Genomic DNA, 14351 nt, shown 5'->3' on the forward strand with positions numbered 1-14351 from the left:
GCGGCCGGGGATCAGCCCCTCTCCGCAGCCGGTGCCGTGAAGGCCCCGGCTGCGGCCGCCAGCGCGGCGGCCCGGGCCGCCGCGCCCGGCAACGCCGGATCGGGGGCTGAACCGAGCAGCACCAGCTCCTGGTAGAGCGGTGCGGTGGCGGCGACCAGCAGCGGCCGGGGCGCGGTCCCCGGCGGCACCTCGCCCCGGTCGACGGCCCGGGTGACTGCCTCGGCGGAGCGGGCGTACCGGTCCTCCCAGAAGGCGCGCAGGGCCCGGGCGGCCTCGGGCGAGCGGAAGGAGGCCGCGATCAGGGCCGTGGTCAGGGAGGGCTCGGCGGCCACCGCCGCCAGGATCTCCTGGTTCATCGCGGTCAGGTCGCCCTCCAGGGAGCCGGTGTCGGCGGGCCGCCAGGAGTCGTCCGCGGCCGCCTCCAGCAGGTCGGCCAGCAGGCCGCCGACATCCCGCCAGCGCCGGTAGACGGTGGTGCGGTGCACCCCGGCGGCCTCGGCGACGGAGTCGACGGTGAGTGCGTCGTAGCCCTGCTCGACCAGTCGGCGGCCGGTGGCTTCGAGTACCTGGGCCCGGACGCGGGCGCTGCGGCCGCCGGGCCGCGCGGCGCCGGAATTCCCGCTTGCAGGGGTGCTGGAGGTCATGCAACCATCTTAACGCAACGACCGTCGCTTTAAGGAGTCGCTTCGCAGCCCGTCACCGGAACCACCCAGCTCGCCCTGCGCCACGTCACCAAGTCCTACGACGGCCGGACCGTCCTCGACGCCGTCGACTGCTCCTTCACCCCCGGCGCCCGCACCGGGATCGTCGGCGAGAACGGCTCGGGCAAGTCCACCCTGCTCCGCCTGCTCGCCGGCCTCGAACACCCCGACGAGGGCGAGGTCATCGCCCGCGCCCCCGGCGGCATCGGCCACCTCGCCCAGGAGGAGCACCTGCCCGCGCACCTCACGGTCCAGCAGGTCGTCGACCGCTCGCTCGGCGAACTGCGCGCCCTGGAAGCCAGGTTGCGGGTGCTGGAGCAGGCCATGGCGGACGGCTCCGAGACCGCCCCGGCCGAGTACGGCGACCTGCTCACCGTCTTCGAACTGCGCGGCGGCTACCAGGCCGACGCCCGGCTCGAACGCGCCCTGCACGGCCTGGGCCTGGCCCGGCTGCCCCGCGGGCGGCGGGTCGGCGCCCTCTCCGGCGGCGAGCGGGTCCGGCTCCGGCTGGCCGCGCTGCTGAGTGCCGCCCCCGAGGTCCTGCTGCTCGACGAGCCCACCAACCACCTCGACGACAACGCCCTGACCTGGCTGGAGGAGCACCTGCGCAGCCGGCGCGGCACCACCCTCGCCGTCTCCCACGACCGGGTCTTCCTCGAACGGGTGGCCACCGTCCTCGTCGAGACCGACGCGGACACCCGGCGGCCGGTCCGCTACGGCCAGGGCTACGCCGGCTACCTCGCGGAGCGCGCCGCCGAGCGCCTGCGCCGTGCCCAGGCGCACGCCGACTGGCTCGCCGAGACCGCCCGGCTGCGGCAGAGCGCCGAGACCACCGCCCGCCGGGTCGCCCCCGGCCGCCCCGCCACCGACGGCAACAAAATGGCCTACGACCGGGCTGCCGGCCGGGTGCAGCAGTCCCTGGCCGGCCGGGTCCGCAACGCCGAGGAGCGGCTGCGCCGCCTGCTGCGCGAGCCGGTGCCCGCCCCGGCCGAACCGCTGCGCTTCACCCCCGTGCTGCGCACCGCGAACCCGCTGACCGGACCCCTGCTGGCGGCCGAGTCGGTGGCGGTGGCCGGCCGGCTGCGGCCGGTGGACCTGAGCCTCGCGGCCGGCGACCGGCTGCTGGTCACCGGGGGCAACGGCGCCGGCAAGAGCACGCTGGTGCGCGTCCTGTCGGGCGAACTCGCCCCGGACCAGGGCCGGATCACCCGCCGCGGCCGGATCGGCCACCTGGCCCAGCACCCCGACCCGGGCCCGCCCGGCGCCACCGTGCGCGCGGCCTTCGGCGAGGCCGGCACCGAACGCCTCCTGGAACTGGGCCTGTTCGCGGCTGACCGGCTGGACGTCCCGGTGGGCGCCCTCTCCGCCGGCCAGCGCCAACGCCTCGCGCTGGCCCGGCTGGTGGCCGAGCCCTGGGACATACTGCTGCTGGACGAGCCCACCAACCACCTCGCCCTGGGCCTGGCCGAGGAACTGGAGGCGGCCCTGGACTCCTACCCCGGAGCCGTCGTCCTGGTCAGCCACGACCGGCGGCTGCGCGAGCGGTGGCGCGGCGACCGGCTGGAGCTGCCCGCCGCCGGCCCCGGACCGGACCGCCCCCGCACCGGACCACCGCTCGCCGCTGCCGCCGCCCGCGCCGAGCCCGCCCGCACCCTGCAAGGAGCCCGATGACCGAGCCCGACTTCACCCTGTACCCGGTGCCCGACCCGGTCGCCGGTCCCTACGGCATCACCGCCGGGCCGGACGGCGCGCTGTGGGCCACGCTGGTGCACGCGGGCGCCGTGCTGCGGCTCGGCCCCGACGGGCAGCGCGCCGTACACCCCCTGGACGCGCCGGAGTCCGGGCCCTGCGTCATCACCGCCGGACCCGACCGCGCCCTGTGGTTCACCCGGACCCGGGACCACCGGATCGGCCGGATCACCCCCGACGGAGTCCGGTCCGAGATCGCACTCGACCCCGGCTGCGGCCCGTTCGGGATCACCGCCGGCCCCGACGGGGCGCTCTGGTTCACCGAGATGCACACCGGCCGGATCGGCCGGACCACCGTCGACGGCCAGGTCACCGCCTTCGAGCTGCCGGTCGAGGGGGCCTTCCCGTCCTTCATCACGGCCGGTGCCGACGGCGCCCTGTGGTTCACCCTCAACCAGGCCGACGCCCTCGGCCGGATCACCGTCGAGGGCGAGGTCACCCTGACCCCGCTGCCCACCAAGGGCGCGGCACCCGTCGGCATCGCCGCGGGCCCGGACGGCACGCTCTGGTTCGCCGAGATCGGAGCCGGCCGGATCGGCCGCCGCACCCCGGCCGGGGAGCTCGTCGAGTACCCGCTCGACGACCCCGGTTGCCGCCCGCACGCCGTCGTCGCCGATCCCGCCGGCGGCTGCTGGTTCACCGAATGGGGGACCGGCCGGCTGGGCCGGATCACCCCCGACGGACGGGTCACCGGCCGCCCGCTCCCGTCGACCGGCGGCCCCGACGCCCCCGCGCCGGAACCGCACGGCCTCGCCTTCGGACCCGACGGCGCGCTGTACGTCGCCCTGGAGGCGGGCGCGATCGCCCGCTGCGCCGTCTGAGCCGCGGGCGCGGCCCGGGTCAGCCGGTGCGCCGGCCGATGTCGTACGCCGTCACGGCGGCGGCCAGCCGCCGGGCGTCGGCCGGGCGGGTCGCGTCGTACCCGGTGAGGATCTGTACCCGGCCCAGCCGGTAGGTCAGGGTGTTGCGGTGCAGGTTCAACGCCGCGGCCGCCACCGAGCGCCGACCGTCCGCGGCGAGGAAGGCCCGCAGGGCGTCCAGGAGGTGCGGGTGCCCCGCCAGCGGCTCGAGCAGCCCGGCCAGGGCGTCGCGGGCCGGCCCCGGCCGGGCCAGCTGGTACTCCACCGCCAGGTCCGGCAGCCGGTACAGCCCCACCGGATACCCCAACTGCTCTACCAGCGACAGCAGTTCGGCGGCCTCCGCATGGCTTCCCGGCACGGCCTGGTGGTCCTGCGCCCGGGCCGCCGCGGCTGTGCAGCGCAGCCCGGTCGCCGTGTCCAGCCGGGCCAACAGCGCCTCCGCCCCGGGACCCGGCTCCGGGATCAGCAGCGCGCCGCCGTCCCCCTTGAAGGCCACCAACACCTCCGGGCAGCGGTCCAGTTCGGCGTGCAGAACGCGCAGCAGCCGGGTCGCCGCCCGGTCCCCGGCCACGGCCGGCAGCCGGAACGCCACCACCTCGTACCGGTCGGCCAGGGTCCGCCCGTACCGCTCGGCCGAGCGCCGGGCCGGCCGCCCGGCCAGCAGCGCCCCCGCCAGGTGCTGCCGGTGCTCCCGGTGCGCCCAGTCCAACTCGTCCCGCTCCCGCAGGTAGGCCTCCGCCACCCGGGGCATCACCTCGCCCAGGAACTCCAGCAGCCGCGTGACCAGGGCGTCCGGGTCGATCCCGGACTCCGGTTCGGCCGCGACCCGTTGCCAGGCCACCGTCGCACCCAGCGGGTAGATCCGCAGCACCGCGGCCAACGGCACGCCGTCCCGGGCGCGTTCGGCGCCCCAGGCGATCGGGGGCGCCAGCTCCGCCTCGGTGGGGGAGCGCCCCTCGGCCACCGTGCGCAGGAACAGCTCCAGCACCGCCCGGGCGTTGGCCACCAGATCCCGCTCCAGCACCCCGGCCGGCAGCACCCGGTAGGCCGGGATCTCCCGGGTGCACCGGCCGACCGTGGCCTCGGCGATCTCGGTCACCCGGGGCAGCAGGGCGGCGAAACCCTCCTCCGGCTCCATCCCCGTACCCCTTCCGCCGGCCCGTCCTGTCACCGTGCACAAACGCAAGGGGAAGGTATCTGCCCTTCCTGCCAGGCGACAGAGGGCGGGCCGTCGGAGGAACCTCGTCGGGCAGACCAACCACCGGGAAGGGGACGCGCGATGGCACGGACGACCGGCACGGCACGCGGCACGAGGCGCTGGCTCGCCAGGGCCGGCCTGGCACTGGCACTGTCCCTGGGCGCGGCGCTGCCCGCCCAGGCCGCCCAGGACTCGCCGACCGGCGGGATCAACGACTTCTCCTGCCGGCCCGGTGCGGCCCACCCCGAGCCGGTGGTGCTGCTCCACGGCACCTTCGCCACCTGGTACGAGGACCTGAACTACCTCCAGGCCGACCTGGCCGCCCGCGGCTGGTGCACCTTCGCGCTCACCTACGGCGCGTACCCGCAGTTCCCCCTGGTGGGCGGACTCCGGCCGGTGGCCGAGTCCAACCTGGAGATCAAGGAGTACGTGGCGAAGGTCCGCGCGGCCACCGGTGCGGCCAAGGTGTCCGTGGTGGGGCACTCCGAGGGCGGCCTCCAAGCCCTGTACCTGGCCAAGATGCAGGGCATCGCGGGCCAGTTGGGGCGGGTGGTGGCGATCGCCCCGCCCACCCACGGCACCGACGCGGCCGGCCTGATCCGGCTGGCCGACGCGGTGCTGCCCGGCGGCCGGGCCACCCTGGACTCCATCGCCGCCACCCTCGGCATCCCGGTGCTCTCCGACGAGTTCCCCGGCGGACCGGCCATAGAAGCCCTCAATGACGGCCCGGTGGCCCAGCCGGGCGTCGCCTACACCATCATCAGCTCGCGCTACGACGAGCTGGTCACGCCCACCGAGACGGCCTTCGTCCGGGAGCCGGGGGTGGCCAACCGGTACGTGCAGGACTCCTGCCCGCTCGACCCGGTGGGCCACATCGGCGAGGCCTACGACCTCAACGTGTGGCACCTGGTCCGCAACGCCCTGGACCCGGAGCACGCCCGGCCGATCCTGGTCTGCGCGGTGGGCTCCCCGGGCTGAGCCGCCCCGCGCCCGCCGCCCCGCGCCCGCCGCTCAGGGCGCGGCGGGATGCCGGTGCAGGGTGATCAGCAGCCGCCAGACCCGCCCCGCCAGCTCGTCCGGGGACCCCGTCACCAGGCCGTGCAGCCAGTCGGCCAGCACCCCGGCGAAGGCGGCGCTGACCGCCGAGGCGATCAGCTCGGGGGAGTGGCCGCCCGCCAGGGTCCGCTCGGCCAGGCTCCGGGGGCGCAGCTCCCGGTGCAGTGCCTCGCCGAGCGGACCCGCACCGCCCGGCGCCAGCAGTGCCCGGTAGAGGTCGTCATGGGCGGCGACGGTGCGGAAGAACTCCGTCAGCGGGGCCGGCGGCGCCGCCGGGTCGGGCGCGCCCCGCCAGGCGTGCAGGGCCTCCACCGCCTCCCGCGCCACGCCGGCGCAGGTGTCGAGCGCGAGGTCGGGGACGTCGGCGTAGTGCAGGTAGAAGGTGGCCCGCCCGACCTCGGCCCGGCGCACCACCGCGGCCACCGAGATCTCGCCCAGGGGCCGCTCGGCGCACTCCGCCAGCAGCGCCTCGCGGAGCCTGGCCCGGGTGCGCAGCGCCCGCGCGTCCGTGTCCCGGGGGCTCACCCGGCCACCAGTACGGCCGCCAGCGCCACCGCACCGGGCAGCGCCTGGGCCACCAGGATCCGCCGGTTGGCCGTCAGGCCCCCGTAGACCCCCGCGACCAGGACGCAGCTCAGGAAGAAGATCCGTACCCGGAAGCCGGTCGGGTCCGCCGCGACCAGGCCCCAGACCAGTCCGGCGGCCAGGAAGCCGTTGTAGAGGCCCTGATTGGCGGCGAGCGGTGCGGTGGCCCGGGCCATCTCGGGGTCGAAGCCGGACAGCCCCCGGCCCGGGGCCTTCTCCCACAGGAACATCTCCAGCACCAGGATGTAGAGGTGCAGCAGGGCGACCAGGCCCACGAGGACGAGCGCGATGATGGACATGTGTCCACTATAACTGGACAGCTGTCCAGGAGGTGCCCGGGTGGCGGACCGGTCGATGAGTTTGCCGGGCCGGGCCGGTCGGTACACCTAGGAGGCACTTTCGCAAGGAGGCAGTGATGGCCAGCGACGGATTCACCACGTGTCTGTGGTTCGACGGACAGGCCGAGGAGGCGGCCCGGTTCTACCTCTCCGTCTTCGAGGACGGCCGGCTCGGCGAGGTCGGGCGCTACACCGACGCCGGACCGGGCCCCGCGGGCTCGGTGATGGCCGTGGAGTTCGAGGTGCGCGGCCAGAAGTTCGTGGCCCTCAACGGCGGACCCGAGTTCACCTTCAACGAGGCCGTGTCCTTCCAGATCCGCTGCAAGGACCAGGCGGAGGTGGACCACTACTGGGACCGGCTGCTCGCCGACGGCGGCACACCGGTGGCCTGCGGCTGGCTCAAGGACCGCTTCGGGGTCTCCTGGCAGGTCTTCCCCGATGCGCTGATCGAGATGATGGGCGACGCGGAGACGGCGCGCGCCGCCCGGGCCGCCAAGGCGATGCTCGGCATGGTCAAGATCGACCTGGCCGCGATCGAGCGGGCGTACGCGGGCGGGGACGGCTCCTGATCCGCTCCTCAGCCCTCCGCGTGCCGGGCCCGGGCGCCGTCCCGGGTGCGCCCGGCGACCGGCGCCCGCTCCGGGTGCCGGCGCAGGTACTCGCCCTCCAGCTCGCCCATCCGCTGGGTGTGGGTGCGCAGCGCGTCCGGGGAACCGTGCAGCAGCGTCTCGTGTCGGGTGCGGTGGATGGCTTCCAGCTGCTTGAGCAGGGCGCCGTCCGCCAACCGCTCGGCTGAAACGCCGCCGTCGTGCTCGGCCATGTTCGCTCCTCCGGGCCGGTCCGGCCCCTGTCATCAGCGTACGTGCGTCCGGTACGGTCGGCCCGGCCGGCGGGCCCCCCACCGCCCCTTCCCCACGATCCCCCTCTCATCCAGGAACGGCCCGATTGAGCACCGCACCCGCCGCCGCGGACGCCCCCGCCCACCAGCCGCGCCACGCCGGCTGGCTGGAACTCTTCTTCGACCTGGTCTTCGTCGCCTTCGTCTCCCAGCTCTCGCACGGGCTGCACGGCGACCCCGACTGGCACCGGTTCGGCGTCTTCTTCGCCCTCTACTTCCCGCCGTGGTGGATGTGGGCCAACCTGACCGTCTCGGCCAACCTCTTCGAGGACGACGGCCCCCGGCGGCGGCTGGCCCTGCTGACCGCCATGCTCTGCCTGGCCGTGATGGCCGCCGCGGTCCCCGAGGCGGACGGCGACCGGGGCGGGGCCTACGCGCTGGGCTACGCCGGCAGCCGCCTGGTGCTGCTCGCGCTGTGGTGGCCGGCCACCCGCTTCCCGCCGCCGGACCGGGTGCCCCGCTGGCGGCCGCTGAGCTACTGCCTGGGCTCGGCGCTGCTGTGGGCCGGCTCCGCGGCGGTCCCCACGCCCTGGCGCTTCCCCGTCTGGGGCGTGCTGCTCGCCGCCGAGATGATCCTGCTGCTGACCGCCCGGGGCACGGGCATCCCCGGCCGGGTGCACATCGGGCACCTCGTCGAACGGGTCGGGCTGTTCGTGATCATCGTGCTGGGCGAGTCGGTGCTGGCCCTGATCACCTCCACCGACCACGCCTGGAGCGCCGCGGCCGGGGTGGTGGCCGTGCTCGGATTCCTGCTGCTCGCCGCGCTCTGGTGGTCGTACTTCGACTACGCGACCACCGCGGCCGAACTGACCATGGAGGCGGCCTCGCCGCGCCGGGCGTACCTGCTGGCCCGGGACGTCGGCGGCTTCCTGCACTTCTTCGTCACCGCGGCGGTGATCTGCATGGCGGCCGGGCTGGCCACGGCCGTGGACGAGGCCGGCCATCCGCACCTGCCGCACGGCGCGGTGTGGGCCCTGGCCGGCGGCCTCGCCCTCTACCACGCCTCCCACGCGGCCATCGCCCTCCGCCTCGGCGGCTCCCCCAAACTGGTCGCGACCTGGGCGGTCCCCGGCATCGGCATCGCGCTCCTGGTCGTCCTGGGCGCGGCCACCCTGCCCCCGTGGCTGGTGGTGGCCCTCCTCGCCGCGGAGGCGGTGGCGCACCTGGTCTTCGCCAAGCACGTCGCCCGGCGGCGGGCGGCGGTGCTCTGAGACGCGCCCGCCGCCCGACGGGTCACTGGTCCCGCATGCCCCAGGGGGAGCCGTAGGCGGTGAGGAGGTCCAGGAAGGGGGACGGGGGGAAGGCCTCGGGGCCGAGCACGCCCGAGCCCTGCCAGACACCGGTGGCCAGCAGTTCCAGCGCCACGACCGGATTGACCGCGGTCTGCCAGACCACCGCCTGGGAGCCGTACTCCGCCATCGACCACGAGTTGTCGACCACGTGGTACAGGTACACCTCCCGCGCCGCGCTGTCCTTGACGCCCTTCACCCACGTGCCCGCACAGGTCTTGCCGGTCATCCGGTCGCCGAGGGCCGCCGGGTCCGGCAGGCAGGCGGCGACCACGTCCCGGGGGGAGACCGCGACCGGCCCGTCCGGCCCCGGGACCGTCACCGGCGCCGTCGAGTCCAGGCCCAGCGCGTGCAGGGTCTTCAGCTTGCCGATGAAGTCCTCGCCCAGGCCGTACTTGAACGTCACCCGCCGGGCGTCCACCCAGCGCGGGATCAGCAGCACCTCCTCGTGCTCGACGTTCACGCACTCCACCGGGCCGATCCCCGCGGGGAAGTCGAAGACCTCGCCCTCGCTGAACGGCGCGGTGGTGAACCAGCCGCGGTCCGCCTCGTAGACCACCGGCGGGTTCAGGCACTCCTCGATCGTGGTCCAGATGTTGAAGGAGGGGGCGAACTCGTACCCCTCGACGGTGAGGTTGGCCCCGTCGCGGATGCCGATCTCCTCGATCTCGTCGAAGAGCTCGTCGGCCGCGTACCGGGCGAACACGTCCGAGAGGCCCGGCTCCACGCCCATGCCCACCAGCGCGAGGCGTCCCGCCTTGGTCCACTCCCCGGCCCGCTCGAACTGCGCGTCGCCGAGCTTGACCCCGCACTCCTCGTACGGGCGCTCCGGGTGCGGGTACGACAGCGACATGGCCATGTCCAGGTAGTGCGCCCCGCCCGCCAGCGCCGCCTCGAACAGCGGCAGCACGAAGCGCGGGTCGGTGGCGTTGAGCAGGACGTCGCTCTCCGTCGCGTGCAGCAGGGCGGTCACCGCCGCCTCGTCGGAGGCGTCCACCCGGTGCGCGCTGAAGCGGGCGCCGGCCGGGCCCAGCGCCGCCACCGCGGCCTCGGCCCGGGCCAGGTCGTAGTCGGCCACCGCCAGGTGCGAGAAGAAGTCGCGGCGGGCCGCGATCCGGGTGATCGCGGTGCCCACGCCACCGGCGCCGACGAGCAGAACGCGCATGACAGATGCCTCTCTCCTGGGGCCCGCCCCGGGAGAGCCCCGGGCCGCGACCCGGTCGGGTGCTTCCTTGAGGCGTGATGAAACGCGGCCGCCCGGGTTAAGGTCAATGGTGTTGGCATAAGGGCCCCCGAACGGCCCCGGAGCGCACAGGAGGCCGGCCGTGCCCAAGGACGTGGTGCCCGAGACCGCCCGCAGGCGGCGCCGCCCCACCAAGACGGGCACGGTCCTGTCCGAGCGGCTGATCGTCGAGACGGCCCTGCGGATGCTCCGCGAACACGGCAGCCACGGCCTCAGCGCCCGCCGGCTGGGCGCGGCCCTGGGGGCCGACCCCAGCACCCTGTACCGGTACTTCGCCGGGATGGACGACCTGACCCGCGCCATCGGGGAGGAGCTGACCGGCCGCGCCCTGGCGGGCTGGACCCCGGGCGGTGCCTGGCGGGCCGACCTGCGGGCGCTCGGCCTGCGCATCCACGGCGCCTACCTCGCGCACCCGCAGGCGGCCGTGCTCACCGCCAGCCGGGTCACCGGCCGCCCCCGGGAGATCGCGGCCGACGAGGCCATCCTCGGGGTGCTGCGCACCGCCGGCTTCCCGGACCCGGCGGCCGTGCGGATCTACCACGCCTTCGTCGACCAGTCCCTGGCCTTCGCCGCGCTGGACGCCGGCGCGCTGGCCCTGACCGCCGAGACCCGGGCCGTGGACGAGGAGATGTGGGAGTCCACCTACGCCCGGCTGCCGGCCGACCGGTACCCCCATATCGCCGCCACCGCGGGGCTGTTGGCGGCCCGGATGACGGACAGCGCCTACCCGGTCGCCCTGGAGATGCTGTTGGACAGCGCGGAAGCCCAGCTCAGCGCCGTACGGATCGGGCCGACCGGCGGGTAACGCTCTACACTCGCGCGGGTGACCACCCCGTACGAGGACCGCCCGCGCTACCGACGGGAGGAGCTGGCCCGGGCGGCGGGCGTCAAGGTCCGCAACCTGCGCTACTACCAGGAACGCGGACTGCTGCCGCCGCCCCGCCGGGAGGGCCGGCTCGCCTGGTACTCCGACGACCACCTGACCCGGCTGCGGCTCATCAGCGACCTGCTGGGGCGGGGCTACACCGTCAACGCCATAGCCGAACTCTTCGACGCCTGGGAGCGCGGCGGCGGGATCTCCCAACTCCTGGGCCTGGAACGCGCCATGACCCGCGACTGGACCGATGAACGGTCCGTCACCATGCCGTTGGCGCGGCTGGCGGAGCTGCTGGGCCCGGCGGCCACCGCGGAGGACACCCGGCGTGCGGTGGCCCTGGGGTACCTGCGCATCGAGGGGGAGCTCGTCACGCACCGCAGCGCCCGGCTCCTGGAGGCCACGATCGCCCTGATCCGCCGGGGGGTGCCGGTCTCCGAGATCCTGGACGCGGGGGAGTTCCTGCAGGCCGAGGCGGCCGCGGTGGCGGACCGGTTCGTGGGCCTGTTCCGCCGTCACGTGATCGGGGACGCGGGCCTGGAGCGGCTGTCGGCGGGACAGGTGCAGGACGTCACCGACGCCGTGGCCGCCCTGCGGCCGGTGGCGGGGGAGGTGGTGGCGGCGGAGTTCGCCCGGGCCATGGCGGCCCGCGTCACCGCCGAACTGGAGGTGCTGCTGAGGCTGGTGAGCGGTCCTGAGGAGCAGTCCGAGTAGGCCGAAAACCACCGGCACCGCGACCTTGCCAACGGCCATTGGCGCTCATACGTTCAACTCGTCGGTAACCAGGCCGTGTTGACGGCCCGGTACCGGCTGCCAGGCACGTTCACCTCAGCTGACAAGGGGACATGTCGCAATGAAGGACGCCCAATTAACCGCCGAAGGGGAACCGGACGGACCGCCGGGTCCCGGTGACCTCACCGGCAAGGTCGGCTGGAGACGCTTCGCCGTCCTGACCGTCCCGGCCCTCGCGGTCACCGCCGGTCTCGCCATCGCGCTGGCCAACGGAGCGCTCGCCGCCTCGTTCGCCGTCTCGGGCCAGCAGTTCAAGGTCTCCGCCGACAGCCTCACCGGTACCGGCTTCGCGCAGTACGGCGGCATCGACACCAACGCCCGCGACGAGCTGATCCCGGTGGCGGTCACCGCGATCAAGGAAGCGCAGCTGCACAACCTGTGCCAGTCGGTGGTCACCAAGCTGCCGATCATCGGGAACATCTCGCTCAACCTCACCGCCGGCAAGAGCAAGCCGGTCGAGGCCAGCAACCTCTTCGTCGACGCCACCCAGCTCTCCGGCGACGCGCTCTTCCACAACATCGAGATCGGCCGGGACGCCTCCACCATGGACAAGGGCCCCGCCGACGCCCAGGGCATGCAGGACCTCTTCGGCCAGCAGGCCGACGACGTCTCCATCACGGGCCTGCACCAGACCGCGTGGGCCACCAACGCGGGCACGTTCAAGCTGAGCGGGCTGAACATGTCCGTCTCCAAGGGCAAGAAGGAATGCTTCTGACATGGCGAAGGCCTGGCGGCGCTGGCGCCGCAGCCGCCCCTTCTGGGGCGGGCTGTTCACGGTCCTCGCGGGCCTGGAGATCTGCGCCCTGCCGCTGGCACCGCTCAAGGTCATGCTCCACCAGGGCGTCGCGGGGATCCCGTCCGTCCTGATGGGCCTGATCATGATCCTGATGGGCCTCTCGGCCTGGTTCGCGCCCCACTACCGGTCGCTGGCCGGGATCGTGACCACGCTGATCGCCTGTGCCGCCCTGGTCCTGTCGAACCTGGGCGGCTTCCTGATCGGGACCGTCCTCGGGATCCTCGGCGGCGGCCTGATCTTCGCCTGGCGGCCGACCCCACCGGCCGCCCGCGCCGCGGCATCCGCCGCCGCGGCCCCGGCGGCGGATCCCGCCGCCGTCACCACCGAAGGCTGACCCGGCCCGCCCCGGTGCGCCGCCCCCGGGCGGCGTACCGGCGGTCCGGGCTGCCCCCCACCCTCCAGAAGGAGCACCGTCATGACCTCGCGCACCCGCACGCGCACCGCCCTGGCCGCCACCGCGGCCGCGGCCGGCCTCGCCCTCGGCGCCCTCAGCGGCACCACGGCGGCCGCCGCCCCCGCCCTCGCCGGGTCCACCACCGTGACCCCGGCCGGGCACGCCTTCAAGGCCACCCTCACCGGCAAGGCCACCCTCAAGGCCGGTTCGGTGACCGTCACCTGCTCGGTCTCCGTCTCCACCGGCTCCGTCCCGGCCGCCCCCGGCAACCACAACGCCGCGGGCCCGGTCAGCTCCCCCGTCACCCCGCCCACGTACAGCTCCTGCACCACCAGCATCCCCGGGGTCAGCGCCACCGTGACCACCAGTGGGGCCTGGAGCGTGTCGATGCAGAACGGCTCCCCGATCACCGCGACCATGACCGTGCCCACCGGGGGCATGGTCGTGCACACCAGCGGGCTCGCCACCTGCACCGTCACCGCCGCGCCGCTGGCGCCCGCGGGTGCCGCCGGCACCTGGACCAACGGCGCCCCGCCGTCGCTGGCCTTCGCCGGCGCCGTGGTGCCCGTCAAGGTCGTCGGCGGCTTCGGCTGTCCGACCAGCGCCACCACCTCCACCTTCACGGCCACGTACCTCGTGACCGACACCACCAACCCGAGCCAGCAGATCAACGTCACCAGCTGAGCCCGGACCGACGCGGGTCCCGGGAGCCACCCCTCCCCGGCTGCCGCCGGGAGGCGCCCCGAGCGGCTCCCGGGACCCGCACCGCCGTCCCCGCGCGGTACCCCGCCGCCCCGCCCGTCCCCGGCCCGGCGGCATACTGACCTCCCGTGAACGACACCCTGGACCGGCTGGCCGCCGTCGGCCCCTACTTCACCCTCGGCTACGGGCCGCCCCCGGCCGGGTCCGGGCTGCGCCCGCTGACCGAGCTGTACGCCGACCGGCTCGCGGAGCACGTCGCCGAGGTGGCCCGCCGGATGGGCACCGACCGGCTGCGGGTGGCCGGCTCCACCGCCCACCTCGGCCTCGCCGCCCGGCTCTGCTCGGTCGCCCTCGGCGCCGCCGCCCTCACCGGCCGGGTCCCCGACCTCGACCCCGACCGGCTGCTGTGGCGCCAGCCGCCCGGCGCCGCACTCGAACTCTGGCTGCCCGAACCGGTGTCCCGGCCCGAGGAGCCCGCCGAGGCGCTGGCCGCCACCGTGCTCACCGCCAACCTCGGCCCGCTGGACGCCGCGCTGCGCACCGGCTTCGGGCTCTCCCCGCACGTCCTGCGCGGCAACGCCGCCTCCGCCCTGGTCGGCGCCCTGCGGGTACTGGAGAACCGGGGCGGACCCCTGGCACAGCCGCCGGGCCCGCTGGTCGGACGGCTGCTGGCGGACGACGGCCCGCTGGCCGGCACCGCCGCCCTGTTCGTCCACGAGGAGGGGCTGGGCACGGCCTTCGTACGGCGCAGTTGCTGCCTGTACTACAAGATCCCCGGTGGCGGGCTGTGCGGCGACTGCGTGCTGCGCACCCGGAGCTGACCCGGTCCCGGCACGGCCCGCGGAACCGTCCCCGGTCCGGGCATGACCGCCCGCA

17 protein-coding genes are annotated in these 14351 nt (G+C 75.1%); 11 read left to right on the forward strand and 6 right to left on the reverse strand.

Annotation, left to right across the window (positions count from 1 at the left end):
• Positions 1 to 11: 11 nt before the first annotated feature.
• Complete coding sequence (locus AB0O40_RS04370) at positions 12 to 644, reverse strand: TetR/AcrR family transcriptional regulator (RefSeq protein ID WP_365035483.1); 633 nt, start codon at positions 642 to 644, stop codon at positions 12 to 14.
• 75 nt (positions 645 to 719) lie between these two features.
• Between AB0O40_RS04370 and AB0O40_RS04375 the strand changes: the two genes are divergently transcribed.
• Together AB0O40_RS04375 and AB0O40_RS04380 are read left to right on the forward strand one after the other, a co-directional pair.
• Positions 720 to 2372 (forward strand): ABC-F family ATP-binding cassette domain-containing protein, encoded by a 1653-nt coding sequence (locus AB0O40_RS04375; RefSeq protein WP_365035692.1) that lies wholly within the window; start codon positions 720 to 722, stop codon positions 2370 to 2372.
• The gene (locus AB0O40_RS04380; protein WP_365035484.1) at positions 2369 to 3271 is read left to right on the forward strand and encodes a virginiamycin B lyase; all 903 of its coding nucleotides are present in this window, start codon (positions 2369 to 2371) and stop codon (positions 3269 to 3271) included. Before AB0O40_RS04375 ends, AB0O40_RS04380 begins: the two co-directional genes overlap by 4 nt.
• A 19-nt stretch (positions 3272 to 3290) precedes the next feature.
• Here the strand turns inward: AB0O40_RS04380 and AB0O40_RS04385 are convergent, their stop codons facing one another.
• On the reverse strand, positions 3291 to 4448 hold the full coding sequence (locus AB0O40_RS04385) for a helix-turn-helix domain-containing protein (RefSeq protein ID WP_365035486.1): 1158 nt from the start codon (positions 4446 to 4448) through the stop codon (positions 3291 to 3293).
• Between the two features lie 141 nt (positions 4449 to 4589).
• Here AB0O40_RS04385 and AB0O40_RS04390 point away from each other — a divergent pair, with 141 nt between their 5' ends.
• Complete coding sequence (locus AB0O40_RS04390) at positions 4590 to 5486, forward strand: alpha/beta fold hydrolase (protein ID WP_365035488.1); 897 nt, start codon at positions 4590 to 4592, stop codon at positions 5484 to 5486.
• 33 nt (positions 5487 to 5519) lie between these two features.
• Here the strand turns inward: AB0O40_RS04390 and AB0O40_RS04395 are convergent, their stop codons facing one another.
• Together AB0O40_RS04395 and AB0O40_RS04400 are read right to left on the reverse strand one after the other, a co-directional pair.
• Positions 5520 to 6089: a TetR/AcrR family transcriptional regulator gene (locus tag AB0O40_RS04395; RefSeq protein ID WP_365035490.1), complete on the reverse strand. Its 570-nt coding sequence runs from the start codon at positions 6087 to 6089 to the stop codon at positions 5520 to 5522.
• On the reverse strand, positions 6086 to 6448 hold the full coding sequence (locus AB0O40_RS04400) for a DUF1304 domain-containing protein (RefSeq protein WP_365035492.1): 363 nt from the start codon (positions 6446 to 6448) through the stop codon (positions 6086 to 6088). Before AB0O40_RS04400 ends, AB0O40_RS04395 begins: the two co-directional genes overlap by 4 nt.
• Positions 6449 to 6564: 116 nt before the next feature.
• On the opposite strand from AB0O40_RS04400, the gene AB0O40_RS04405 reads away from it, so the two are divergent.
• On the forward strand, positions 6565 to 7056 hold the full coding sequence (locus AB0O40_RS04405; RefSeq protein WP_365035493.1) for a VOC family protein: 492 nt from the start codon (positions 6565 to 6567) through the stop codon (positions 7054 to 7056).
• Between the two features lie 8 nt (positions 7057 to 7064).
• Here AB0O40_RS04405 and AB0O40_RS04410 read toward each other — a convergent pair whose 3' ends face one another.
• Positions 7065 to 7307 (reverse strand): DUF6158 family protein, encoded by a 243-nt coding sequence (locus tag AB0O40_RS04410; protein ID WP_365035495.1) that lies wholly within the window; start codon positions 7305 to 7307, stop codon positions 7065 to 7067.
• 125 nt (positions 7308 to 7432) lie between these two features.
• On the opposite strand from AB0O40_RS04410, the gene AB0O40_RS04415 reads away from it, so the two are divergent.
• Positions 7433 to 8596, forward strand: coding sequence for a low temperature requirement protein A (locus AB0O40_RS04415; RefSeq protein WP_365035497.1), 1164 nt, complete (start codon positions 7433 to 7435; stop codon positions 8594 to 8596).
• A gap of 22 nt (positions 8597 to 8618) precedes the next feature.
• Here AB0O40_RS04415 and AB0O40_RS04420 read toward each other — a convergent pair whose 3' ends face one another.
• A complete protein-coding gene (locus AB0O40_RS04420) occupies positions 8619 to 9839 on the reverse strand; it encodes a saccharopine dehydrogenase C-terminal domain-containing protein (RefSeq protein WP_365035499.1) in 1221 nt (406 codons plus the stop codon).
• 160 nt (positions 9840 to 9999) lie between these two features.
• Here AB0O40_RS04420 and AB0O40_RS04425 point away from each other — a divergent pair, with 160 nt between their 5' ends.
• The 6 genes from AB0O40_RS04425 (at position 10000) to AB0O40_RS04450 (ending at position 14296) form a co-directional block, all read left to right on the forward strand.
• Positions 10000 to 10722: a TetR/AcrR family transcriptional regulator gene (locus AB0O40_RS04425; protein ID WP_365035501.1), complete on the forward strand. Its 723-nt coding sequence runs from the start codon at positions 10000 to 10002 to the stop codon at positions 10720 to 10722.
• A gap of 18 nt (positions 10723 to 10740) precedes the next feature.
• Positions 10741 to 11505, forward strand: coding sequence for a MerR family transcriptional regulator (locus AB0O40_RS04430; protein WP_365035503.1), 765 nt, complete (start codon positions 10741 to 10743; stop codon positions 11503 to 11505).
• Between the two features lie 139 nt (positions 11506 to 11644).
• On the forward strand, positions 11645 to 12298 hold the full coding sequence (locus tag AB0O40_RS04435) for a DUF6230 family protein (RefSeq protein ID WP_365035505.1): 654 nt from the start codon (positions 11645 to 11647) through the stop codon (positions 12296 to 12298).
• Position 12299: 1 nt separating this feature from the next.
• The gene (locus AB0O40_RS04440; protein WP_365035507.1) at positions 12300 to 12713 is read left to right on the forward strand and encodes a DUF6114 domain-containing protein; all 414 of its coding nucleotides are present in this window, start codon (positions 12300 to 12302) and stop codon (positions 12711 to 12713) included.
• A gap of 81 nt (positions 12714 to 12794) precedes the next feature.
• Entirely contained in the window at positions 12795 to 13457 is a 663-nt protein-coding gene (locus tag AB0O40_RS04445; protein ID WP_365035509.1) for a hypothetical protein, read from the forward strand.
• A 146-nt stretch (positions 13458 to 13603) separates the two neighbouring features.
• Entirely contained in the window at positions 13604 to 14296 is a 693-nt protein-coding gene (locus AB0O40_RS04450; RefSeq protein ID WP_365035511.1) for a (2Fe-2S)-binding protein, read from the forward strand.
• Positions 14297 to 14351: the final 55 nt, after the last annotated feature.

Origin of the sequence: Streptomyces sp. NPDC089919 (assembly GCF_040684615.1) — a bacterium.
Lineage (GTDB): Bacteria > Actinomycetota > Actinomycetes > Streptomycetales > Streptomycetaceae > Streptomyces.